This window comes from Pseudomonas morbosilactucae, from assembly GCF_023241665.1.
GTDB classification, from domain to species: domain Bacteria; phylum Pseudomonadota; class Gammaproteobacteria; order Pseudomonadales; family Pseudomonadaceae; genus Aquipseudomonas; species Aquipseudomonas morbosilactucae.
The window spans coordinates 1-24,888 of record NZ_JALQCX010000019.1; the positions used below are offsets into that span (position 1 = coordinate 1).

Below are 24,888 nucleotides of genomic sequence, written 5' to 3' on the forward strand. Positions count from 1 at the left end.
AGGGTGGCGACACCTCACATGTGTAGGAGCTGGCTTGCCAGCGATAGCGCCCGCAAGGTCGATACAAGACTTGAAGGCCTCCCCCAGATGCTCCGATTTTTGAATGAGTCCTGCATGATCGAAAAACACCCTCTTTTGCGCTGCCTGGCGATTTACCGGGAAATGCCTTGGCGTTTTGCCCTGGTGGCCGGGCTGTATATCGCCGTCAACCTCGGGCTGGTCTGGCAGCAATGGCTCATCGGCCATGCGGTCAACGATGTCAGCGCCGGGCGTGCGGTGGTGCGCCAGGCCGACGGCAGCCTGGACGCCAGCCTCGGTTGGTACTGGCTGTGGCTGATGCTCGCGGTGGCCCTCGGCCGTGGCGTGCTGCAATACGCGGCCAGCGTGCTGTCCCTGGTGCTCAGCCAGGAACTGCTGACCCGCCTGCGTGAACGCATCCTGCAGCAGGTGCAGAACCTGCACCTGGGCTACCACTGGCAGCACGGCATGGGGGAAATGATCACCCGCACCACCCGCGACGCCGACAAGGTCCGCGATGCCTTGATCAGCTTCTGGCGCCAAGTGGTGGAAACGCCCCTGGTGGTCTTGGCCACGGTGGGCCTGTTGAGTGTGTACAACCCGCTGCTGGGGCTGGTGCCGCTGTTACTGACGGCGTTCGGCCTGTGGATTTTCGTGCGCCAGACCGAGCGCCTGGTGAGCCTCGACCGGGCCGTGGGGGCGGCCTATGACCGGGTCAACCAGGACCTCAGCGAGGGCATTGGCGGGGTCCGGGTGATCAAGTCCTTCGGCCTCGAACAGCACCGCATCCAGGGCTTCGCCGCCCAGGTGGCGTTGTTTGCCCACCACGCGCGCCAGGCCCTGGCCTACTCCAGCTCACGCATCCCCCTGCCCCAGGCCGTGGTCGCCCTGGGCCACGTGTGGATCCTGGTCTACGGCGCCCATTTGGTGGCCGCCGGGCAACTGGGCATCGGTGAACTGGTGACCTCACTGCTGATCGCCACCACCCTGGTGTTTCGCATCGAGGGCATTGGCCGGGTGATGCAGACCTTTGCCGACGCCCGCTCCAGCGCCGAGCGCATCTGGCAATTGCTCGACGAACCGGCGGCCATCCGTAGCGCCGACGCTCGCCTGCCCGACAGCCCGCTGGGCCTGAAGCTGGAACGGGTCAGTGTCAGCGCCCCCGGTGGTGGCCTAGACATCCTCCATGACTGCTCCCTGACCTTGCAGCCGGGGGAAATCGTCGCCCTGGTGGGCGCCACCGGCACGGGCAAAAGCCTGTTGGCCAGCCTGCTGCCGCGTCTTAGCGACGTCAGTTGCGGGCGCCTGCTGCTGGGCTCGGACAGCGCCGGCTGGCAAGACATCCGCGACCTGGACTTGCAGCAACTGCGGCGCCGGGTGCACGTGGTGCCCCAGGAAAGCTTTCTGTTTTCCGACACCCTGGCAGCCAACCTGCGCCTGACCGCCCCCGGCGCCAGCGACGCGCAACTGCGCCACGGCCTGGCCCTGGCGGCCGCCGAAGACGTGCTGGAGCGCCTGCCCCAAGGCTTGAACACGCCCCTGGGCGACCGCGGCGTGACCCTGTCCGGCGGCCAGCGCCAGCGCCTGAGTCTGGCCCGGGCGCTGCTCGGTGGGCCGGACATCCTCTGCCTCGACGACGCCACCAGCGCCCTGGATGCCATCAGCGAACGCCAGGTGCTGAACAACATCCGTCAATTGCGCCGCGACCAGGGCCGGGCCACCACCTTGCTGGTGATCTCCAGCAAGCTCTCGACCATTCTTCTGGCCGACCGGGTGCTGATGCTCCAGGACGGCAAGATCGCCGCCAGCGGCACCCACGCTGAACTGTTGACGGCCAATGCGGACTACCGCGACCTGCTGGGGATCGACCATGGCTAACCCAAGCGCCGGCAAGGCGCTGAGCGACATCGAAATTGAAGAAATGCTGGCGAAAAAGGCCTTGGACCGCAGCATGTTCAGCCGCCTGCTGCCGCTGCTGAAGCCGATTCGCGGGCCGATACTGGCGGTGATCGGCATCGAGGTGCTGCTGGTGTTCACGGTGTTCCTGCGCCCTTGGTTCGTCCGCGAACTGCTGGACAGCGGGCTGATCCGCGACGGCGACCACTGGCTGCTGGACGAGCGCCTGGTGCTGTGGCTCGGCCTCGGGCTGGCGGCCAGTTGGCTGGGGCGTTTTGTGCTCGCCGGGGTGTCCCAGTTGATTGCCGGCAGCGCGGCGATCCGGGTGCTCAACGACCTGCGGGTGCAGGTGTTCGCCCATGTCCAAGCGCTGAGCGTCAGCTACTTCGACCAGACCCGCGCCGGGCGGATCATTTCCCGTGCCGATCGCGACGTCGACAGCCTGGAACCCTTGCTGATCCAGGGCCCGCCGGAACTGCTGGGGGCCTTGCTGCGCTGTGGGCTGGCGTCGCTGATGCTGTGGCGCATCGACCCGCGATTCTTCCTCGCCCTGGCGGCCACGGTGCCCTTGCTGGTGCTGGCGACCTGGGGGTTCAAGCGTATTTCCCAGCGCAACTGGGCCAAGGTGGCGGAGAACCGCAGCCGCTTCACCGCCCACCTGGTGGAAAGTGTCAGCGGCGCGCGGATGCTGCAGCAATGCACCCAGCAAACCCCGAACCTCAAGCGCTACCGTGGCCTGCTGGATGACTTCAACCAGGCACTGATTCGCGGCAGCCTGCGCTCCAGTTGGTTCGCCCCGTTCACCGCCCTGCTCAGTTCGGCGGGCATGGCCGGGCTGTTGCTGGTGGGCGCCTTCGGCCTGGCCACGGCGGACATCAGCGTCGGCCAGGTGGCGGAAAGCCTGTTCTATGTGTTCCTGTTCCTCGGTCCCCTGCAAGAACTGTCAGACCTCTTCGAGCGCTACGCCACCGGCTCGGCCTCGGCCCAGCGCATCTTCCTGTTGCTCGACACCCGGCCACAGATCGTCGACAGCGCCACGCCCCAGCGCCTGGGGCGAGCTCGCGGGGAGGTGAATTTCCAGCAGGTGCGCTTTGCCTACGACACCAAGAGCCCGACACCGGTGATCCATGACCTGGACCTGCACATTCGTGCCGGTGAAGTGCTGGCCATCGTGGGCCCCTCGGGCCATGGCAAAAGCACCCTGGTGCAGCTGTTGACGCGGTTCTACGAGGTGCAGGCCGGCGCGGTGCAACTGGATGGCGTGGATATTCGCCAACTGACCCAGCATGACCTGCGGCGCAATGTCGGCGTGGTGCTGCAAGACAACGTGCTGTTCAGTGGCAGCATCCTCGACAACCTGCGTCTGGCCGCGCCCCAGGCCGACGATGCCGCCTTGATTGCCGCCGCCCGGGAACTGGGGGCGGATGAAGTGCTGGAGCGCCTGCCCCACCAGTACCAGACCGAAGTCGGGCCGTTGGGCGGGCACCTGAGCCACGGCCAGCGGCAACTGGTGTGCCTGGTGCGTGCGTACCTGGCAGACCCGGCGGTGCTGGTGCTGGACGAAGCCACCTCGGCGGTCGATATCCATACCGAGCGGCGCATCCAGCGGGCCTTGCGCCGCCTGTGCGAAGGGCGCACGGCGATCATCATCGCCCACCGCCTGGCAACCATCCGCGATGCCGATCGGATCGCCGTGATTCGTCACGGGCGCCTGGTGGAGCAAGGTCCGCACCATCGGTTGATCGACCAGGGTGGCGCCTATGCAGCGCTGTACCAGACCTACCTGCGCAGCGCCGAAACGGCTGAAACCGCGTAGATCCGTCTCAAGGGCCCTATCGCCGGCAAGCCGGGCTCCTACAGGGCACGTCAACCACGGCTCCCGTTGTAGGAGCTGGCTTGCCAGCGAAGGCGTCCCAAACCTAGCCTGCATCTCAAGGGCCTCATCGCCGGCAAGCCGGGCTCCTACAGGGCACATCAGCCACAGCTCCCGTTGTAGGCGCTGGCTTGCCAGCGATGGCGTCTCTAAGCCTAGCCTGTGTCCCAAGGGCCTCATCGCCGGCAAGCCGGCTCCTACAGGGCGTGTCAGCCGTGCGGGCGTGCTGCGCGCTCAGCAGCGGTTGCTGACGGGGTGTTGCTACAGACGCACCCCGGCCGGGGTTGCTCGTAGGGATTATTGGCAAAGCCCCGCCCCTGCTGGCTGAAACCGCTTCGGGCGGTGCATGGCATGGCCGTTGCAGTTCCTGTGCAAAGGCGTCTTCGCACCTGCGGGCGCAATGCGTTACTGAATCAGGAGCACCCATGAGCACTGAATTTTTCTGGCGCCTGCCGCTGGGAACCGACGGTCCGCAGTTGACCACCGACAAACACAACCGTGGCAACCCGGATTACCGCCCTGGGCACATCGCCCCGGGACGCCTGCCCAATGGCGAGCCGGACGACTTCACCTACATCGACTACATCGCCCAAGTGGCCAAGGCGGCTGAAATCGCCGGTTTCGAAGGGGCCCTGCTGCCCACCGGCCCCGAGCCCTGGATCGCCGCTGCGGCCCTGGCTCGGGAAACCCGGCGCATCAAGTTCCTGATCGCCTTCCAGGCCACCTGGACCCTGCCGGCCTACGCCGCCCAGCAAGCGGCGATCCTGCAGAACCTCAGCCGTGGCCGCCTGGAGTGGAACATCATCACCGGCGGCAACCCCGCCAGCCAGCGGGCCAACGGCGACTTTCTCGACCACGACCGGCGCTACCAGCGCACCGGCGAATTCCTCGACATCATCCAGGGCCTGTGGGAACACGAGCGGTTCTCCTACGACGGCGATATCTACCAACTTGAAAACGGCGCCCTGCCCCCCGGCCTGCAACATGAACGCAAGCCCGGCGTGTACTTCTCCGGTTTCTCCGATGCGGCTCTGGATGTGGCCGCCAAGCACGCCGACGTCTACCTGAACTGGGCCGAGCCCATCGACCAGCTCAAGCCCCACATCGAGCGGGTGCGCGAACTCGCGGACAAACAGGGTCGCAGTGTGCGCTTCGGCTTGCGGGTCGACCTGTTCGCCCGGGAAACCGAGGAACAGGCCTGGGCCGACCTGCGCCGCCAGTTCGACAAGCTCGAAGGCAAGAGCAGCGTGGTCGCCAAAGGCTTCAGCAGCGGTTCCGACTCGGTGGGCGGCGCCCGACAGAGTGCCTATCACCAGAACATTTCCCGCTTCGACGACTTGATCATCGGCCCCAACCTCTGGGCCGGCTTCGCCAAGGCCAAGCCAGGCCCCACCGTGGGCCTGGTGGGCAGCCACCAGAACATCGCCGAACGCCTGGTGGAATACCGCGACGCCGGCTTCTCGACCTTTATTCTCGCCGGCAACCCGCACCTGGAAGAGGCCCTGCGCATTGGCCAGGAAGTCCTGCCGCTGGTGCACCAGCGCCCGGTTGCCGAAACGCCCCACCCTTTGCAGGCCAGCGCCTGAACGCTGATGGAGAACACCTGAAATGAGCCAACCCCTCGATTCACTGTGGTACACCCGCTGCCCGGTTCCCACCGGCCTGGGCATCGCCGTGCAGCAAGGCTGGCTGCAGGACCGGGTCGGCGCCCTGGGCACCCGGGTGCAGTCCCTGCGTGAGTCCAACGACCAGGCTGTGCGCGAATCGCATTTTGATCACAGCCTGCGCAACTCGGTGCGCCACGGCGGCAATATCCCGGCGATCTGGGCCCGCGCCCAAGGCCGGGAAACCCGGGTCATCGGCCTGTCCTGGGCCGATGAGGCGCAACTGATCCTGACCCGCCCGGACAGCGGCATCCGCACCGTCAAGGACCTCAAGGGGCGGCGCTTCGGCCTGCCGGACTGGGCCGGCGCACAGATCGACTTCACCCGCGCCCAGGCCCTGCGCGGCCTGGAAAACGCCCTCAAGCTCGAAGGCCTGCAGGTCGGCGATATGCAACTGCTGAACTTTCGCTACGGCGGCACCTTCAGCGACCAGCCCGTGCACACCGTGGCCGACACCCCGGTGCTGGCAGCCACCCGCCAGGGCCGCAACCTGGAGCTGCAAGGCCTGCTGCGCGGCGAAGTCGATGCGATTTTCCTCAAGGGCGCCAGCGCCGCCCAATACGCCCACGATTTTGGCCTGCACACGGTGATCGATACCGGCGCCCACCCGGACCCGCTGATCCGTAGCAACAACGGCACGCCGCGCACCCTGACCGTCGACCTGCACCTGCTGCAGGAGCATTTCGACGTGGCCAGCGGCATTCTCGATTCGGTGCTGCGCGCCGAGCGCTGGGCCCACACCCACCCCGAAGACACCCGACGCTACCTGGCCCGGGAAACCAACAGCAGCGAATACTGGGTCAGCGCCGCCTATGGCAATGACGCCCACCTGCGCCTGCGCACCGCACTCGACGAACAGGCCATCTCCGCCCTGCAGGACTTTGTCCAGTTCCTGCACCGCTGGCGCTTCATTGCGCAGAGTTTCGATGTACGCCAGTGGATCGATCACCGGCCCTTGCACGCCCTGCTGGACACCCCCATTGCCCTGCCCGGCTAACCCGCCAGGTTTCATGGATTCGAATTGAAGACCCTTATGAGCAAACCACTCGATACCCTTTGGTACACCCACAGCCCAGTGCCCACCGGGCTGGGCATCGCCGTGCAGTCCGGTCGCCTGGCGGAAGCCTTCCTGCCGTTCGGCACCAATATCCAGTCCCTGCGCGAATCCAGCGAGCGTGAAGTGCGCGAGGCCCACTACGACCACCACTTGCAGAACTCGGTGCGCCACGGCGGCAACATTCCGGCCATCTGGGCCTACGCCAGCGGCGTGCAGACCCGGGTCCTGGGCCTGTCCTGGAGTGACGAGGTGCAGTTGATCCTGACCACCGCGGAAAGCGGCGTGAAGAGCATCCGCGACTTGAAAAACCGTCGTTTCGGCTTGCCGAAATGGGCCAATGTGCAGATCGACTTCACCCGCGCCCAGGCCCTGCGCGGCCTGGAAAATGCCCTCAAGCTCGAAGGCCTGGCCGTCAGCGACGTAGAGCTGGTGGACTACCCCTACGGCGGCACCTACAGCGACGAGCAGAAGCAACACCTGTACGGTTCGGAAGTCAGCCTCGGGGTGACCCGTTTCAGCCGGCGCAACAACGAACTGATCGGCCTGCTGCGGGGCGACATCGATGCGATCTTCCTCAAGGGCGCCCACGCCGTGCACCTGGCCAACGAATTCGGCCTGCACGTGGTGGTGGACACCGGCTCCCACCCGGACCCGCTGATCCGCTCCAACAACGGCACGCCGCGGACCCTGACCGTGGACACTCACCTGCTGCAGGAACACTTCGACGCCAGTGTGAAAATCGTCGACACCGTGCTGCGCACCGAGCAGTGGGCCTGGGCCAACCCCGAGGAAACCCGGCGTTTTCTCGCCCGCGAACTCAACACCAGCGAGTACTGGGTGGCGGCGGCCTATGGCGAAGACGCCCACCGCCGCCTGCGCACCACCCTGGATGCCCGCTCCATCGAAGCCCTGCAAGACTTCACCGACTTTCTCCATCGCTGGAACTTCATCCCACGGCGCTTCGATGTACGCGACTGGATCGACTTCAGCGTGCTGGAAAAAGTCATCGGTTCCACCTCCCGCGTCGCTGTTTGATCCTCGGCCAGCGCCTGTGGCAGGCGCTGGCGACTCCCACCTCCCCTGTGCTATCGCCGGCAAGCCGGCTCCTACAAAAAAACCTGTAATCACCCTGGGTGCCGGGTGTTGGTTGGGCAGCACTTTTGCCGGTCACGCTTGCTGCTCCAGCAGCACCCTTCACGCAACTTCTGCTGAATAACCGACAGGCTCTTTATAGCGTGTTGGATCCAACTAACCACGGCTTTTTAAAACAACTTGAACCGCGTCTTTTTAATGATTTAAATCGTTTTATTTCAATCACTTATCAAAACTAAAGAGCGAACAAATCCTCTTGGCACGATCTCTGCTCTAGCCCAGATAGAGAAACTTTCAAGGGGGAGATTTAAATGCATAAGCTTAATCCGATTACCAAGAGTATCTGGCTGGCCCTGCTTCTAGCGGGAGGCACCCTCGGTGAGGCGGCATTGGCCGCTGAAGCCGACACCACCGACAGCGAACAGACCCGCAATGAACCGGCACTGAAAACCGTGACCGTCACTGCCCAGCACCGGGAAGAAACCCTGCAAGAGGTTCCGGTGGCGGTATCGGCAGTCCAGGGCACCAGCATCACCGCCGACGGCGTGCGCGCCATGGGCGACATCACCACCTTTATTCCCAACGCCTCGGCCAAGAACCCCGATGGTGACGGCCGCCCCCGCTGGTACATCCGCGGCCTGGGCACCGGTGACACCGGTGCCGCCACGGTTTTCCCGGTGGGCATCTATGCCGACGACGTCTACCTCAACGCGCCTATTGCCGGCGGCGGCCCGCTGTTCGACCTGGAGCGCATCGAGGTCCTGCGCGGGCCCCAGGGCACCCTGTACGGCAAGAACACCACGGCCGGTGCGGTGAACATCATTTCCAAGAAGCCCAGCTTCGACACCGACGGTTTTGGCACCCTGGGTTTTGGCAGCAAGAACGAACGCATCGTCAGCGGCGCCATTGGCGGCGCCCTGGTGGATGAGAAGCTGGCGGCGCGGGTTTCCCTGTACTCCGAGGAACGCGACGGCTTCCAGAAAAACCTCAACGACGACCACACCTACGGCGACGTCAACAAGAAGGCCGTGCGCCTGCAGTTCCTGGCCCAGCTCAACCCGGACCTGGACGCCCTGTTGAAGCTGCACAGCCGCGAGTTCAAGGGCGATGGCAGCAACGGCTCGTTGCCGGTGGGCACCTATTACAACGTTGGCTATGAGCGACCCCATGGGCGCAACACCAACCTCAATGTCAACGAAGACGCCAAGCTCGATCACGATGGCACCTCCCTGACCCTGAACTGGCACCTGGGCGACTACACCCTGACGTCCATCAGTGCCTATGACTGGATTCGCGGGCAGTCCACCAGCGACGCCGACTACACCCCGTACGAAGTCAACGGCGCGGCCATCAGCGACAACAAATACACCCAGTACTCCCAGGAGCTGCGCCTGGCCTCGCCGCAACAGGAAACCCTGCGCTGGCTGCTGGGCGCCCACTACTTCCATGAAGACCTGGACAGTTCGGCCAAGCGCATCATCACCCCGGGCGCGCGCCCAACGGCACCGGTTCGAACCAGGTCGGCACCACGGCCTTTCGCAACCTCGACTACACCCACACCACCGACAGCTATGCGCTGTTCGGCAACCTGACCTACGACTTCACCGATGACTTCAGCGTCACCGGCGGCCTGCGCTGGACCCAGGAAAAGAAAGACATCGACCTCGACCTGACCCAGCTGACCCGCGCCACCGCCAACGGCCCGCTGATTCCCCTGGCGGCAGCCGGCAGCAACGGCAGCAGCGAGAAGGACAAGACCTGGGAAGCCTGGACCTACGACCTGACCCCGGAATACCGCATCAACGACAACCTGCGGGTGTTTATGCGTTATGCCCATGGCTTCCGTTCCGGCGGTTTCAACACCGGCCTGTCCACCAGCCTGTCGCAACTGACCACGGTCGATCCGGAACAGCTGGACGCCTATGAAGTCGGCCTCAAGTCCGAGTGGTTCAACCGCCGGCTGACGGTCAACGCCAACGTTTTCTACTACGACTATTCGGACATCCAGGTGAACCTGTTGACGGTCAACAACGGCGTGCTGACCACCGCCTTGACCAACGGCGCCAAGGGCAAGGTCAAGGGCGCCGAGCTGGAAATCGAAGGCCAGCCCACCGACTACCTGCACCTGCGGGCGGCGGTGTCTTTCCTCGACAGCCAGTACACCGAATTCAAGAACACCAACCCCACCACCGGTGAGGTGACCGGCGACTACAGCGGCAACAGCTTCGTGCGCTCGCCGCGTAACGTGGTGTCTCTGGGGGCCGACTACACCTTCCCGCTGGAGATCGGCGGCAAGCTGGTGGCCGGTGGTGACGTGAGCTTCCGTGACAAGGAATACTTCCTCGCCGACCGCCAGAGCAGCCCCGACAAGACCCTGAGCCAGCCCCACTACACCCTGGCCAACAGCCGCCTGACCTGGTTCAGCCCGGATGAAAAACTCAGCGTCACCGGCTTCGTCAACAACCTCACCGACCGTCGCTACCAAGTGCATGGCCGACCCAACGGTGGCCTGGGCCAGTACGTCATCACCTACGGCGACCCACGCACCGTCGGCCTGAGCGTGACCAGCCGCTTCTAACCCATACCCCCTGTAGGAGCCGGCTTGCCGGCGATAGGGCCCCCAGGCCCTGGGCAGGTCTCAAGACCACCATCGCAGGCCAGCCAGCTCCTACCGCAACCCGACCTACCGCACCAACGCGTTGATCGGCATTTTTATTAGAAAGGAATTCACCTTATGTTCCATCGCAATCCGTTGGCCGGCGCCGTGGCGCTGGTCATCGGCAGCCTTGCCGTGCCTGCGTTCGCTGCCGAAAGCTCAACCTCGTCCCCTTCTGCCACCAGCGATCACCTGGACACCGTGGTGGTGCTCGGCACCCGCCGCAGTGATGTCACCGCCCTGGAAAGCGCCGCCCCGGTGGACGTGCTCTCCGGCGAGCAGTTGCAACACACCGGGGCCAGCGACTTGTCCGGTGCCCTGGCCGCACTGTCGCCGTCCTTCAGCTTCCCCCAGTCGCCCCAGGGCGCCTTCGCCGGGTCCATCGCCCAGGGTGCCTCGCTGCGCGGCCTGGCCTCCGACCAGGTGCTGGTGCTGGTCAACGGCAAACGCCGCCACACCAGCGCCAACGTCACCCGCCAAAGCCTGGTCAACGGCCGTGGTGCCGCTGCCGTGGACCTGAGCCTGATCCCCCTGAGTGCCATCCAGCGGGTGGAAATCCTCCGTGACGGCGCCGCCGCCCAGTACGGTTCCGACGCCATCGCCGGGGTGATCAATATCGTGCTCAAGGAAAAGGACGACGGCGGCAACCTGGGCTACCGCTTCGGCGGCTACGACAAGGGCGACGGCATCCAGCGCAAACTCAGCGGCTGGAAAGGCTTTGCCCTGCCCAACGACGGCTTCCTGACCCTGAGCTTCGATGCGGGCAGCCAGGACCCGGCCAGCGACACCAACCCGGACAACCGGATCTTCTACCCCGGCTCCACCAGCATCAACACGCCCCGCGAGCAGAACAACCGCTACCGCACCTGGCGCTGGGGCTCGGGCAATGTCTCGGACCAATACAACGTCGTCGCCAACAGCGAGTTCGGCCTCAGCGAGGGGCTCACCGCCTACGGTTTTGCCACCTACGCCCACAAGAACACCGACGCCGAGAACTTCTTCGACCCGCCCACCACCCTGCGCAACAACTACGGCAGCGATGCCCTGCAACGCTACCCTGACGGGCGTGTGCCGATCACCCGCTACACCCTGCAAGACTATGCCGCCACCGGGGGCCTGCGGTACGAGGACGAGCAACTGGGCAAGTTCGACCTGGCCCTGAACCACGGCATCAACCGCCTGGAATCGGTCGATCGCAACGCCATCAACCCAGCTGGGGCGATGCCAGTCCGTCGAAGATCTACACCGGCAAGCGCGAAGCGACCAGACCAACCTGACCCTGGACTGGGTCCGCGACTTCCCCACCGACCTGTTGTTCAAGCCCCTGACCCTGTCCGCCGGCCTGGCCTGGCGCCAGGAGAACTACGAACTGAGTGCCGGTGAAGCCGCCGGCTGGCAGAACGGCCCGTTGTTCAACACCATCGACCCGGTGACCGGCCGCAGGATCCCGGGCTACTACTCGGGCATCACCCAGGTGGACGCCGCGTCCCTGGACCGCAAGGTGCTGGGGGCCTACGTCGATGTGGAAGGCCAGGTCACCGAGAAATTCCAGGCCGGGGTGGCGGTGCGCACCGAGCATTACTCGGACTTTGGCGACACCACCAACGGCAAGCTCTCGCTGCGTTACGACTTCACCCCGCAAATCGCCGCCCGCGCCACCGCCAGCACCGGCTACCGGGCACCATCCTTGGTGCAGAGCGGGCTGTCCTCGTTCAGCGTGCAGGTGGTGGAGCAACCGCCGGGCAGCGGTAATTTCGTCGAGGTGCAACAACGCACCCTGCGCGCCGACAGCCCGGAAGCCGCGTTGCTGGGCGGCAAGGCGCTCAAGCCCGAGGAATCCACCAACTACTCCCTGGGCCTGGTCTGGCGTCCGCTGCCCAATGCCTCGGTGACCCTGGATGCGTACCGGATCAACATCGATAACCGCATCACCCTCTCCGACCAGCTGCCGTCGGCGGTGGTCGCGCCGATCTTTGCCGGCACACCTTACGCCAACATCCAGAGCGCGGCCTTCTACACCAACGTCGCCGATACCCGTACCGATGGCGTCGAACTGACCGGCAACTACCAGTGGGACCTGCAGCAATGGGGGCGCTTGAACCTGAGCACAGGCTTCAGCCAGAACAACACCCAGATCACCGAACTGCGGGACGTGGGCAGCATCAAGGGTTCGCAGATTGTCGGCCGCACCACCCAGGGCCTGATCGAGGACGGCACGCCGAAGAACAAACTGACCCTGAGCGCCAACTGGCTGTATGAGGGCTGGGGCGTGACCGTGGCCCAGCGCCGCTATGGCCAGTGGAAAAGCCTGAACGCCGTGAACCCCAACCTGGACCAGACCTACAGCGCGCAATGGGTGACCGATGTGGACCTGTCCTACACCTTTGACAAGCACCTGAAAGTTTCGGTGGGCGCGATCAACCTGCTCGACAGCCGCCCGGACAAATCCGCCGGCACCCAGCTATACGGCGTGCCCAAATACTCCACCACCAGCCCGGAAGGCGCACAAGGCGCGTTCTACTACACCAGCGTCAGCTACGACTTCTGATTGCTGCCCCGGTGTTGCCCAGGCAGCAGTCATTGCTGCCTGAGCACCACCCCAAACACCGTCCCCCTGTAGGAGCCGGCTTGCCGGCGATGAGGCCTTGAAGCTCGCAGCTTGACGCTCACAGCGCCCTTAAAACCGCCATCGCTGGCAAGCCAGCTCCTACACAACATCCTCCCCAACACAGCCTCACCGACGCCTCCTGTAGGAGCCGGCTTGCCGGCGATGAGGCCCTTGAAGCTCGCAACTTGACGCTTGCAGCGCCCTTAAACCCGCCATCGCTGGCAAGCCAGCTCCTACACAACAGCCCCCCCAATAACGTCGCACAATCTTGCCGTGCAGGTGGCACAGGTCTTGCGATGGGTCAGGGGTATTTCGCTGAAGTAAGAATTGCCATGGCTCGTTTTGTTCGTCCTGTCTTCAATGCCTTGACTTGGGTGATCTCGCCCGTTGCCTTGCTGTTGCTCTGGCACCTGGTGGCCAATGCGGGGATTTTTCCGCGCAACTTGCTGGTTCCGCCGGCCCAGGTATGGCAAACCTTCGAAGCCTTGCTGGCCAGTGGGGAACTGCTGGAGCACTTGGATAACAGCCTGTCGCGCCTGGGCCTGGGGTTCGCCATCGGTGCGTTCAGCGGGCTGGCCTTTGGCGTGCTGATGGCCCTGTCGAAAAACGTCGAGGCTTACTGCGCGCCGCTGTTCCACAGCCTGCGGCAGATCCCCAGCATCGCCCTGATCCCGATGTTCGTGCTGCTGTTGGGCATCGATGAAACCTTCAAGATCGTCATCGTCGCCAAAACCGCGTTTTTCCCGGTGGCCCTGGCGGCCAGCGAGGGGGTCAAGGCCATCCCCCGCAGCTACTTCGAAGTGGCCGACGTCTATCAGTTGCGCTGGCCGACCCTGGTCCGCGAAATCGCCCTGCCCGCCGCCGCGCCGCCGATCATTACCGGCTTTCGCATCAGCCTGACCCGAGCCTGGGTGGTACTGGTGGCCACCGAGCTGCTGGCCGCCGACAGCGGCCTGGGGCAGATGATTGAAATGAGCCGGCAGATGCTGCGCATCGACGTGGTGATGGTCGGGGTGATCGTCACTGGGTTGATCGGCTTTGCCCTGGACTTTTCCTTCCGCCGCCTGGAGCGGCGACTGCTGCGCTGGCAGACCCGCTAGGAGCCCCCTCGAATGATCGCTTTGTTGAAAAAAATCCGGGGCGCGCTGCTGCCCCTGCTGTTGCTCGCGCTCTGGGAATACCTGTCCCGCCAGGACGCCGCCGGGGCGTATGCGTTCGTGCCGTTGTCGACCATCGGCAGCGCCCTGGTCGAATTGCTGGGCAACGGTGAACTGTTGGTCAACCTCCTGGCCAGCCTGGCCCGCACCAGCGGCGGCCTGCTGCTGGGGATCCTCTTCGGGGTGTTGCTGGGCGCGCTGATGGCCTTGTCGGCGGTGGCCAATCGGCTGGTGGGGCCGTTGTTCCATTCGATCCGCCAGGTGCCGATGCTCGGCTGGATCCCGCTGATTGCCATGTGGTTCGGCAACGGCGAGTTTTCCAAGGTACTGATTGTCAGCCTCGCCGCCTTCTACCCCATGGTGCTCAACACCTACCTGGGCTTCAGCCAGGTGGAGCAGCGCTACCGCGAAGTGGGCCAGGTGCTGGTGCTGGGTCGCCGGCAGCAACTGCGCCATGTGCTGTTTCCCGCAGCCTTGCCGAGCATCGCCACCGGCGCCTTGCAGGCCCTGGCCTTTGCCTGGGTGACCACGGTGGGCAGCGAGCTGTTCCTGTCGTCCGGCGCCGGCCTGGGCAACCTGATGATGAATGCCGAGGCCGGTTCACGCATGGAGGTAATCGTCCTCTGCGTGCTGTGCATCGGCCTGTGTGGCTACCTGATGAACCTGCTGTTTTCCCTGCTGAGCCGCCGCCTGCTGCGCTGGCGCCCTACCCGCTGAAGGCCAAGACATGAATGCAATCGCCCAACACCCGCCCCAGGCGAGCCTGACCCAAGCCTCTGGCGCCCTGGAAGTCCGCAGCCTCAGCAAAACCTACCGGATCCAGGGCCAGGCCCTGCCGGTGCTGGAGAACATCGACCTGCAGGTCCGCCCCGGGGAGTTCGTTAGCATTGTCGGCGCCAGCGGCTGCGGCAAATCCACCCTGCTGCGGCTGATGGTCGGCCTGGAGCGCGATTATCAGGGGCAGATACTGCTCGATGGCCAACCCGTGGTCGGCGCCAGCCTGGAGCGCGGCATCGTGTTCCAGGACCACCGGTTGTTTCCCTGGATGACCTTGCGCCAGAACATTGCCCTGGCGCTGAAGAACCACCCGTTGTCGGCCGCCGAAAAGCAGCGCCTGGTGGCCGAGCACATCGCCCTGGTCAACCTCGAGGGCTTTGAAGACGCCTACCCGCACCAACTGTCCGGCGGCATGGCGCAGCGCGCGGCGATTGCTCGGGCGCTGATCAATAAACCCAAGGTGTTGCTGCTGGACGAGCCCCTGGGTGCCCTCGACGCCTTGACCCGGGTGCGCCTGCAGCACGAGCTGCAGCGCATCTGGGTGCAGCAGCGCTGCACGGTGATCATGGTCACCCACGACATCGAGGAAGCCCTGTACCTGGGCGACCGAGTCATTGTCATGGACGCCCACCCGGGACGGATCAAGCATGAAATCCGCGTGGACCTGCCCCATCCCCGGGAGCGTTCTTCGCCCGTCCTACAGGGTTACAAGGAGCAATTGCTGGAGGAACTGGTGGGCCACTGAGGGCCGTTTGCGCCGGGGGGCGATATAGCTCGAAGCTCGGCTTTTATTCCATAAAAGTCGTACAAGGCATTTTTATAGTGCGTTTAAATATATGAATGCGTGCGTGGCGGGTGCCTCAACACCCGCCCGCGCCCCTGCCCCCAGCGACTTTTCAGGAACCCTCGATGTCCGATCCAACCCCTTTGTTGTTTGCCCTCTACGAGCAATCCAGTGTCGGCTGCGGCGGCGCGCCGAGCCTGTGGACCCACCCCGCCGATGAACGCCTGAGCATCAACTCCCTGAGTTACTGGTCGAACCTGGCGCGAATCGCCGATCAGGCCCACCTGGACATGCTGTTTTTCGGCGACGTACTGGGGTTCTACGACGTGTTGGGCGGCAACGCCGACGCCGCCTTGAAATGGGCCGTGGAAGCGCCGGCCAATGATCCTTTGCTGCTGATCCCGGCGCTGGCGGCGATCACCGAAAACCTGGCCTTCGGGGTCACGGTCAGCACCAGCTATGAACACCCGTTCACGCACGCCCGGCGCTTCAGCACCCTGGACCACCTGACCAATGGCCGTGTGGGCTGGAACATCGTCACCTCCTACCTGTCCAGCGCCGCACGCAACTTCGGCCTGGAGCAGATGATCAAGCACGATGACCGCTATGAGCGCGCCGAGGAATTTCTCGATGTGGCCTACAAGCTCTGGGAAGGCAGTTGGGCCGATGACGCGGTGCTGGCCGACAAATCCCGGCAAACCTATGCCCGCGGCGACCGGGTACGCCCGATCAACCATGTGGGCGAGCATTACCGAGTGGCCGGGCCGCACCTGTGCTCGCCTTCGCCGCAACGCACGCCGCTGCTGATCCAGGCCGGCTGGTCGGGCCGTGGCCGGGAATTCGCAGCCAAGCATGCCGAGCTGATCTTTATCGCCAAATCCAACCCGGTGGACATCCGCCAGGGCCTGGAGGACATCTGGGCCCAAGCACGGGCGCGCGGGCGCCAGGCCGAGGATGTGAAATCCCTGACCGTGTTGCGCATCGTCACCGCCAAGACCGAGATCGAAGCCCAGCGCAAATACGCCGAGCTGCAAAGCAACTACCACTTGCAGGCGCAACTGGTGAGCTACGCCGGCGACACCGGCATCGACATCAGCCGCTATGCCGACAACGAAGCCCTGTCCACCCACACCGAGGGCCTGACCTCTTACGTCATGCGCCCCGATGGCAGCGGCAAGCCGTTGACCGCCGGCGACGTCAAACAGCGTTTCGCCCAGGTCACCCGCGGCAGCGACCTGATTCTGGTGGGCACCCCGCAGCAGGTGGCCCAGCGCATCGAGGAACATGCGCGGATCTCCGGCACCAGTGGCTACATGCTCAACCCGCTGATCAGCCCGGGCAGCCTTGAAGACTTTGTCGAGCTGGTGATTCCCGAACTGCAAAAGCGCGGGCTGTATCGCACCCAGCCGCAGCGCGGGACCTTTCGCTCACGCTTGCGTGCCGACGGTGCCAGCCACCTGCCAGCCTCGGCCTACGGCGCCTCGTTCCGCTTCGCCCCGTAAGCGGTGCCCGCCCCAGGGAATCAACGGCACCTGGGGCGGGCCCGTTTCAACCAGGCGCCAGACGGCGCATCAGCACAGGTTTGCATACCGCGCGGCTCTGCCATAATGGCGCGGTTTTCCCACCAGCGTGCGAGCACAAGCCCGCGGTAAGGCACTCCACACTCCCTGCCCCCCTTGCTCTCGAATCGCCCGACCATGCTGCTGAACGATCCCGTCACCCTGTCGCTGATCCTTATTCCCTTCGGCCTGCTCACCGCCCTGGTGCTGTGCCTGTCGTATTTCGGCCTCGGCTCGTCCGGCGGCGCGTTGCGCTGGTGGCTGGCCGGCGACCTGTTGCTGACCGCCTACCGCGGCGTGGTGCTGCTGCAACCCGGTGTACTGGGCGACGGCTATACCTGGCTGGGCCTGCTGACCCCACCCCAGGAACTGGTGTCGGGCATCGCCCTGCTGCTGGCGGCCATCGGTGCCCACACCCTGGCCCTGGAGCACCTGTTCGGGCGCCGTGGCGGCCATGGCTGGCCCCTGGACCGGGTGCTGCTCCTGCCGCTGGTCTATACCGTCGGCGCGGTGGCACTGCTGCACAGTGCCTACCTGCTGCCCTGGTTCTTTTTTATCGTGCTGCTGAGCATCGGCCAGCAATTGCGCGCGGCCTGGGCCCTCAAGCAACGTTATCGCGGGGCCTGGGGCCTGATCGCCGGGCACACCGCGCTGATCCTGTTCCATGCTTCGTCGCTGTTCAGCACCCTGGTCGATCCCGTGCCGCCGCTGGCGTTCGACAGCCCGGATCTGCCGAGCATCGGCGCCCTGGTGATGGATTTCATGGTGTCGTTCCTATTCACCCTGAGTTTCGCCCTGATGCTTCAGGAGCAACTGCGCCAACAGGCCTTCCAGTTGAGCATCACCGACACCCTGACCGGGGCCCTCAACCGTCGGGGCGCGGCGCCGATCATCAATGACCAGTGGAGCCGCGCCCGGCAGCTGCGCACGCCCCTGACCCTGGCGATGATCGACCTGGACAACTTCAAACGCATCAACGACCACCACGGCCACGCCACTGGCGATGCGGCCCTGCAACGCTTTGCTGCCAGCGTGTTCCGCCTCAAGCGCCAGGGGGATGTGTTCGTGCGTTGGGGGGGCGAGGAATTCCTGCTGATGCTGCCCGGAACCGATGTGCACCAGGCCCGGCAATTTCTTCAGCAGTTGCGCGAGGAGTTGCAGCGTCAGGGCCAGCAGCCACCGCTGCAGATGACCTTCAGTGCCGGGCTGGCCGATGTCTGCGCCTTACCGGCGCAGTGGAGTTTCGAAGCCCTGCTGGGCGAAGTCGACAAGGCCCTGTACCGGGCCAAGCAACAGCGCGACCGGGTGGAAGTGGTGGCCTGAATCAGCCGGCCAGCGCCCCCAGGTAGTAATTCTGCAGGTCGTCGCTGGCGGCCAGTTCAGACGCCGCCCCGGCGTCCACCACGCGCCCGTTCTCCAGCACATAGGCGTAGTCGGCGTAGTCCAGGGCGATGTTGATGTTCTGCTCGGCCACCAGCAGGCTCAACCCTTGTTCGCGGTTGAGCCGGCCCAAGGTCTCGAAAATCTCCTCCACGACCTGGGGGGCCAAGCCCATGGACGGTTCATCCAGCAACAGCAACCGGGGCTCGGACATCAGCGCCCGGCCAATGGCGACCATCTGCTGCTCGCCGCCGGAGGTGTAGCCGGTCAGGCGTTTGCGCAGCAGACGCAAACGGGGGAAGTAGCCGTAGATGCGTTCCAGGCGCTGGTTCAGCACCTGGCGCGACGGCCGTCCGGCAAAACCGCCGAGCAACAGGTTCTGCTCGACATTCAGATGGGTGAAGCAATGCCGCCCTTCAAGCACCTGGGCCAGCCCCGCCAGCACCAGGCTGGCAGGGTCGGCGTGGGTGATGTCGCGGCCCTGATACAGCACCCGGCCCTTGACCACTTCGCCGCGTTCGGCGCGAACCAGGCTGGAAATGGCCTTGAGGGTGGTGCTCTTGCCGGCGCCATTGGCCCCCAGCAACGCCACCATCTGCCCCGCCGCCACCTGCAGCGACACGCCGCGCAGGGCGAGGATCGACTGCTCGTAGAAGACTTCCACCTGTTCGACCTGCAGCAACGGCGGGTCACTTTCCGGGCGCTGGCTCATGGGCTTTATTGCTCCTGGCTGCAATTGCGCGGGGTGATGCCTTTTTCCTTGGCGTATTGCGCGGCCGAAGCCTCGATCAACGGCCGCAGCAAGGCACGGTCGGCCTGCACCCAGTCACTGATCAGGTTCCAGCGCTGGCCGTCCCACTGCTGGAAGCGCACCGCACCGCCACCTTCATGGTCCGAGCAGGACAGTTTCAGCGGTTGCACCAGGCCTTTGGCGCCCAGGGCCTGCAAACGCGCGTCATCGAGGTTCAAGTGCTCGAAGCCCCAGCGCACCTGCTCGCCGGTCAGGGGTTTGTTGCCGTATTTCTCCTGGGCCAGGCGCAGGGCCTCGACGTTGAGGATGCCGTTCACCACACCGAGGTTGTAGTACACGGTGCCAAAGCGTTTCGGGTCGGCCAGGTTGCCCTTGCCAGCGTCCACCACCTTGCCCTTGATGCCCTGCAGCACCGGGAAATCAGTGCCCGACGGGTGAGTGGTGATGGAGATAAAACCCTTGGCAGCAGCGCCGGCCGGCACCACGTCTTCTTCAGAGTTGCTCCAGATGTTGCCGATGATGTGGTCCGCCGGGTAACCGACCTTTTGTGCCGACTTCAGGGCCACCGGGTTCATTACCCCCCAGCCCCGCAGGATCACCCAATCGGGTTTCAAGCGGCGGATGTTCAGCCACTGGGATTGCTGCTCGTTGCCCGGGTGCGGCACCTCCAGCAGGGTCAGCTCGAAACCGGCGTTCTTCGCCAGGGTTTCCAGTACCCCGTTGGTTTCCTTGCCGTAGGGCGAGCCGTGGTAGAGCACGGCAATTTTCTTGCCCTTGAGGTGCTCGGCCCCGCCTTCGCGCTGGCCGATGTAATTGATGATCGCCGAGACCTCGGAGTACGGGTTGAGCTGCAACGGGAACACATAGGGGAACACGCTGCCGTCAGTGGAATCGGTGCGCCCGTGGTTGATGGTAATCAGCGGCAGCTTGTCGGCGGTGGAGCGCTCCAGGGTCGCGTAGGCGATGCCCACCGACAGCGGGTTGGTGGCCGCTGCCGGGGCCCCGTTGAGGCCGCCCTTGAGGCGCTCGTAGCACTCCACGCCCTTCTCCACCACGTACTCGGTCTCGCATTCGCTCCAGGTCAGCTTGACCCCGTTCACCCCGCCCTGGGCGTTGATGTATTGCAGGTAATCGATAAAGCCGCCGAAGAAGCCGGTGCCGCCGGCGGCGTAAGGGCCGACCCGGTAGCTCTGCAAGGGGAAGTACTGTTCGTCGGCAGCCTGGACCTGGGCCGTCAGGCCGGCGGTCAGCAAGGCCAGGCCCAATGCCAGGCGGCGCAACGGTTTGCGGTGAGTCATAAAGGCAGTTCCTTGTGGCGGATCAGTGTGGGGTTGAGAAAGCGACAGGCATCAGTAACGCAGGGGCCAGACCCGAGCCCGCAGGCGCAGGCGTTGCCAGAGCCGGGCCAGGCCTTCGGGCTCCTTGATCAGAAAAGCGATGATCAGGGCGCCGAATAGCATCTTTTGCAGGTTTTCCAGTTGCCCGGAGTCCATCAGGCCGCTGGGCAGCAGGCCGAACAGGTTGGCCAGGAGAATCGGGAACAGCACGATGAACGCCGCGCCCAACAGGTTGCCGAGCACGCTGCCCAGGCCGCCGATAATGATGATGAACAGCACCTGGAACGAACGGCTCAGGTCGAAACCGTGAGGTTCCACCGTGCCCAGGTAGGCGAAGGCCCACAGCGAGCCGGCGATGCCCAGGTAGAAGCCGCTGAGGGCAAACGCCAGCAGCTTGGCCTTGAACAGGCGGATGCCGATCACCGCGGCGGCGGTGTCCATGTCGCGCACCGCCATCCAGTTGCGCCCCAGCTCGCTGCGCACCAGGTTCTTGCCCAGCCAGAACAGCAGCACCACCAGGCTCAGGGTCAGCAGGTAACGGCCCCGGGGCGAGCTGAAATCGAGGCCGGCGATCAGCAACGGCGGCGAAGTGATGACCCCGGAGGCGTTGTCGTTGGTGAACCAACTGAAGCGCGTCAGCACCCACTCCACCACGAACTGCGCGGCCAGGGTCGAGACCAGTAGGTAGAAGCCTTTGATCCGCAGGCTCGGCAAGCCGAACAGCACCGCCACCAGGGCGGCGATCACCCCACCGAGGAAAAAGCTCAGCAACAGCGGCAGCCCCGGCACCCGCAGTTGCAGGTTGTAGGCGGCAAAGGCGCCCACCGCCATAAAGGCCGCCGACCCCAGGGACAGCTGGCCGGCGTAGCCGGTCAACAGGTTCAGGCCCAGCCCGGCCAGGGACAGCACCAGCAACGGAATCAGGATGGCGCTGAACCAATAGTCGTTGCCCAGCCAGGGCACGGCGACAAAGGCAAAGGCCAGCAGCAGCCCCAGGCCGAGTCGGTCCTGGCGCAGGCGGAAAGTACGGCGCTGGGCGCTGTAGGTGGTGCTCAATTGACCGGCTTCGCGATACAGCATGAAGGCATTCCTTGAAAGAAAGTCAGACCCGCTCGATGGCCCGCTCGCCGAACAACCCGGCGGGACGCACCAGCAAAAACACCAGGGCGAGCACGTACGGCACCCAGTTCTCGATGCCGCTGCCGATGATCGGGCCGAGGTAGATCTCCGCGAGTTTTTCCGCGGCACCGATGATCAGGCCGCCGACAATCGCCCCGCCGATCGAGGAAAAGCCGCCGATAATCAGCACCGGCAAGGCCTTGAGCACCACCAGCGACAGGGAGAACTGCACCCCCAGGCGTGCGCCCCAGAGCAGCCCGGCCACCAGCCCGACAAACCCCGCCACCGCCCACACCAGGGCCCAGATCCGCGGCAGGCGAATGCCCACCGCCAGGGACGCCAGGGGATCGTCGGCCACCGCCCGCAAAGACAGGCCGACCCGGGTCTTGTTGAACAGCAGGGACAGGGCCAGCACCAGCGCCGCCGCGGTGCCAGCCGCGAACAGGTCGAACTGGGAGAGCAACATGCCGCGGATTTCCAGGGGCTCGTCGGGGATGCCCAGCTCCAGGCCGTGGACCTGGGCGCCCCAGAGAAACTGGGCCAGGCCTTCGATCAGGTACGACAGGCCCAGGGTGGCCATGAACAGGATGATCGGCGGGCGATTGACCAGGGGCCGCAGTACCACCTTCTCGATGGCCAGGGCCAGGGCCACCAGGCTGGCCAGGGTCACGGCGAACGCCACCCAGAACGGCAGCCCGCGCTCCAGCAGGCTGACAAAGGTCAGGGCGGCAAACAGCACCATGGCGCCCTGGGCGAAGTTGAACACGCCGCTGGCTTTGTAGATCAGCACAAACCCGATGGCCACCAGGGAGTACATGACCCCCGCCAGCAGCCCACCGATCAGCACTTCAAAGAAAAACTCCATGCTCAGTTCCTCGCTCGCTGGGGACGTCGCGAGCCCAGGTAGGCGGCGATCACTTCAGGGTTGGCGCGCACCTGCTCCGGGGTGCCGTCGCCAATCTTGCGGCCGTAGTCGAGCACCACCACGTGGTCGCACAAGCCCATGACCACGCCGATGTCGTGTTCGATCAACACCACGGTGGTGCCGAATTCGCGGTTGATTTCGCGGATGAACTGGCTCATTTCGCCCTTCTCCTCGGCGTTCATCCCGGCCATGGGCTCATCCAGCAGCAGCAACTGCGGCTCGGCAGCCAGGGCCCGGGCCAGCTCCACGCGTTTTTGCAGGCCGTAGGGCAGCTTGCCCACCAGGGCGTCGCGCCACGGGTGGATGCGCAGGAAGGCAATCACCCGCTCCGCGTGCAGGCGTTGCTGGTCGTCCTCCCGGGGCGCCCGGCCGAGGCCGAACATCTGTTCCAGCCAGGAACTGCGGCGCTTGAGGTTGCGCCCGGTAAGCACGTTGTCGAGCACGCTCATGCCCTTGAACAAGGCGATGTTCTGGAAAGTCCGGGCGATGCCGCCCTCGGCGGCCTGGTGCGGACGCATGCGCCGGCGCACCTGCCCGGCGTAGTGGATATGCCCGCTCTGGGCCTGGTACACGCCGTTGATCACGTTCAGCAACGAGCTTTTGCCGGCGCCGTTGGGGCCGATCAGCCCGCAGATTTCCCCGGGGGCCACGGCAAAGCTGATGGCGGTGATGGCCTTGACCCCCTTGAACGACAGGGAGATGTCATCGAGCCGAAGTAATGGAGTTGCAGCGGTTGCGCTCATAAAGGGCTCGTCAGGCGGATTGGCGGATCAGGGGTTCAGGGTTCGGGTCCGGCTGGGCCAGGGACGACGGCTCGTGCCAGTGCCGGGGACGAATGCCCAGGGCGGCAAAAAACGCCGCGCTGTCCTCGGTCAGGGCCGGCCCCACCAGCAGCGGCACACGCAAGCGGCTCATGCCCAGCACATCCAGCAGCGGCCGGCGGATCAGCCAATGGCCGAGCCAGGTGCCCAGGGCCCCACGCCCCGGCACCAGAGCCCAGCGGTACAGGCCATGGCTGAAGCTGCCCGGCAACGGCAGCCGCTCCTCGGCCCACTGCGCCAGGCGCCCATAGGATTCGTGGGTGCCCAGCACCAGGCTCGGGCCCAGTTCACGGCGGTCGGTGTCGCGGGTTTCCAGGGCTTCAGGGAAATTCAGGCAAAAACCGGCCACCAGCCAGGGCGCCAGCAGATAACGGGCCTGGCCGCTGGCGGCGAACACCCGGGCGGCCAGGGCCTCTTCGTCGGCGCTCAAGGCCTCGCGCGCCACCAACTGCCGGGCGCCTTCAAGCAATTGCCCGTGGCTCAGGCGCAAGGCGGTCTGATCGGTGTCGGGGTAAAACACAAAGGCGGTGTTGTGGGGCTCGGCCTGAGGTGGCGCCGACTCCAGGGAGGCTTCGCTCAGCAGATCGTCGTAGCGCCGCAGGTTGCCCGGCTGCGGCGGGTTGAGGCCGCGCCCATCCAGATAGAGCAACGCCCGGGGCGGCTGGGGCGCCGCGTTTAACTGGGCCACCGCCGCCTGGTCTTCGGCCAGGGCAAAGCGTGGCTGCAACAGCGCCAGGCGCGGACGGTGGTCCAGGCGCGGGTCCAGCAAGCCGACCCGTCCCCCCAACCATTGGGCCGCCAGGGCCAGGAGCAACGCCTCGACCCGGGCCTGGCTGATGATCAGCAGCTCGTCGCGGGCCTCAAACCCCAACTGCTGCAAGGCGCCGGCAAGGCGCCGTACGTCCTCCAGCACCTGTGCCCAACGGCGGGTCTGCCAGATGCCCAACTGTTTGTAGCGCAGGGCCAGGGCCGGGCCGCGTTCGGCGGCCTGCTGTTGCAAGGCCTGGGGCAATGTTCGGGTCATGGGGCTGTCCTTGGAGATTCGCTCTGAAACCCCTATTGCAGCCTCCATGCCAAACAACTAACCCTTATATTTCAATAACTTGAAACACACTCTTAATTTGATCTGGTGTATCGCCGACGCACAGCCTGCTTAACCTCTGTTGCCCCACCAACACTTGGCCCCCGGAACCCGGGGGCTTGGCCCCTGAAAGCCGGGAATAGCTGCGCCGCCGAGGTTGGCTTGCCAATCCACGTAAAAAATAAATAAATCATTAATATTCATAGACTTATAAAACGATTCAAACAAATAGGATTAGAAGCAAAATAAGCCCCCAAGCCCTGCAGGTTAGAGACATATAGCCGGGTGCCCCTGCCAGGGCTGGCAGGGGCATTGACCAGGGCCAGAGGCACC

General features: G+C 65.0%; 16 protein-coding genes and 2 pseudogenes. 12 read left to right on the forward strand and 6 right to left on the reverse strand.

Going from position 1 to position 24,888, the window contains the following annotated elements:
• Nucleotides 1-114: 114 nt before the first annotated feature.
• The 12 genes and pseudogenes from M1B35_RS11990 to M1B35_RS12045 all read left to right on the forward strand — a co-directional run bounded on the left by M1B35_RS11990 (nucleotide 115) and on the right by M1B35_RS12045 (nucleotide 18,464).
• Nucleotides 115-1,896 carry an ABC transporter ATP-binding protein gene (locus tag M1B35_RS11990; RefSeq protein ID WP_268261996.1) on the forward strand — a complete coding sequence of 594 codons (1,782 nt, stop codon included), beginning with the start codon at nucleotides 115-117 and terminating at the stop codon, nucleotides 1,894-1,896.
• Nucleotides 1,889-3,730, forward strand: coding sequence for an ABC transporter ATP-binding protein (locus tag M1B35_RS11995; RefSeq protein ID WP_268261997.1), 1,842 nt, complete (start codon nucleotides 1,889-1,891; stop codon nucleotides 3,728-3,730). The genes M1B35_RS11990 and M1B35_RS11995 overlap by 8 nt, the downstream gene beginning before the upstream one ends.
• 482 nt (nucleotides 3,731-4,212) lie before the next feature.
• The gene (locus M1B35_RS12000; RefSeq protein WP_123332759.1) at nucleotides 4,213-5,373 is read left to right on the forward strand and encodes an LLM class flavin-dependent oxidoreductase; all 1,161 of its coding nucleotides are present in this window, start codon (nucleotides 4,213-4,215) and stop codon (nucleotides 5,371-5,373) included.
• Nucleotides 5,374-5,395: 22 nt separating this feature from the next.
• Complete coding sequence (locus M1B35_RS12005; RefSeq protein ID WP_268261998.1) at nucleotides 5,396-6,448, forward strand: ABC transporter substrate-binding protein; 1,053 nt, start codon at nucleotides 5,396-5,398, stop codon at nucleotides 6,446-6,448.
• A 36-nt stretch (nucleotides 6,449-6,484) separates the two neighbouring features.
• Nucleotides 6,485-7,543 carry an ABC transporter substrate-binding protein gene (locus tag M1B35_RS12010; RefSeq protein ID WP_123332755.1) on the forward strand — a complete coding sequence of 353 codons (1,059 nt, stop codon included), beginning with the start codon at nucleotides 6,485-6,487 and terminating at the stop codon, nucleotides 7,541-7,543.
• 368 nt (nucleotides 7,544-7,911) lie between these two features.
• A pseudogene (locus M1B35_RS12015) lies at nucleotides 7,912-10,178 on the forward strand (TonB-dependent receptor).
• 156 nt (nucleotides 10,179-10,334) lie between these two features.
• Nucleotides 10,335-12,804: pseudogene (locus tag M1B35_RS12020) on the forward strand (TonB-dependent receptor plug domain-containing protein).
• 392 nt (nucleotides 12,805-13,196) lie between these two features.
• Nucleotides 13,197-13,964, forward strand: a complete 768-nt coding sequence (locus tag M1B35_RS12025; protein WP_123332750.1) for an ABC transporter permease — start codon at nucleotides 13,197-13,199, stop codon at nucleotides 13,962-13,964.
• A 12-nt stretch (nucleotides 13,965-13,976) separates the two neighbouring features.
• Nucleotides 13,977-14,738 (forward strand): ABC transporter permease, encoded by a 762-nt coding sequence (locus M1B35_RS12030; RefSeq protein ID WP_268261999.1) that lies wholly within the window; start codon nucleotides 13,977-13,979, stop codon nucleotides 14,736-14,738.
• A gap of 10 nt (nucleotides 14,739-14,748) precedes the next feature.
• Nucleotides 14,749-15,543 carry an ABC transporter ATP-binding protein gene (locus M1B35_RS12035; protein WP_268262000.1) on the forward strand — a complete coding sequence of 265 codons (795 nt, stop codon included), beginning with the start codon at nucleotides 14,749-14,751 and terminating at the stop codon, nucleotides 15,541-15,543.
• 164 nt (nucleotides 15,544-15,707) lie between these two features.
• Complete coding sequence (locus M1B35_RS12040) at nucleotides 15,708-17,084, forward strand: LLM class flavin-dependent oxidoreductase (protein ID WP_268262001.1); 1,377 nt, start codon at nucleotides 15,708-15,710, stop codon at nucleotides 17,082-17,084.
• Between the two features lie 195 nt (nucleotides 17,085-17,279).
• Nucleotides 17,280-18,464: a GGDEF domain-containing protein gene (locus M1B35_RS12045; protein WP_268262002.1), complete on the forward strand. Its 1,185-nt coding sequence runs from the start codon at nucleotides 17,280-17,282 to the stop codon at nucleotides 18,462-18,464.
• A gap of 1 nt (nucleotide 18,465) precedes the next feature.
• On the opposite strand, the gene M1B35_RS12050 is transcribed toward M1B35_RS12045, so the two are convergent.
• Genes M1B35_RS12050 through M1B35_RS12075 form a run of 6 tightly spaced genes read right to left on the reverse strand, consistent with a single transcriptional unit; the run spans nucleotide 18,466 to nucleotide 24,498 of the window.
• Nucleotides 18,466-19,233 (reverse strand): ABC transporter ATP-binding protein, encoded by a 768-nt coding sequence (locus M1B35_RS12050; RefSeq protein ID WP_123332740.1) that lies wholly within the window; start codon nucleotides 19,231-19,233, stop codon nucleotides 18,466-18,468.
• 5 nt (nucleotides 19,234-19,238) lie between these two features.
• The gene (locus M1B35_RS12055) at nucleotides 19,239-20,570 is read right to left on the reverse strand and encodes an ABC transporter substrate-binding protein (RefSeq protein WP_123332738.1); all 1,332 of its coding nucleotides are present in this window, start codon (nucleotides 20,568-20,570) and stop codon (nucleotides 19,239-19,241) included.
• 51 nt (nucleotides 20,571-20,621) lie between these two features.
• Nucleotides 20,622-21,689 (reverse strand): branched-chain amino acid ABC transporter permease, encoded by a 1,068-nt coding sequence (locus M1B35_RS12060; protein ID WP_268262003.1) that lies wholly within the window; start codon nucleotides 21,687-21,689, stop codon nucleotides 20,622-20,624.
• Nucleotides 21,690-21,711: 22 nt separating this feature from the next.
• Complete coding sequence (locus M1B35_RS12065; RefSeq protein ID WP_268262004.1) at nucleotides 21,712-22,593, reverse strand: branched-chain amino acid ABC transporter permease; 882 nt, start codon at nucleotides 22,591-22,593, stop codon at nucleotides 21,712-21,714.
• A gap of 2 nt (nucleotides 22,594-22,595) precedes the next feature.
• The gene (locus M1B35_RS12070) at nucleotides 22,596-23,396 is read right to left on the reverse strand and encodes an ABC transporter ATP-binding protein (protein WP_268262005.1); all 801 of its coding nucleotides are present in this window, start codon (nucleotides 23,394-23,396) and stop codon (nucleotides 22,596-22,598) included.
• 10 nt (nucleotides 23,397-23,406) lie between these two features.
• Nucleotides 23,407-24,498, reverse strand: a complete 1,092-nt coding sequence (locus tag M1B35_RS12075; RefSeq protein ID WP_268262006.1) for an AMP-binding protein — start codon at nucleotides 24,496-24,498, stop codon at nucleotides 23,407-23,409.
• Nucleotides 24,499-24,888 lie beyond the last annotated feature (390 nt).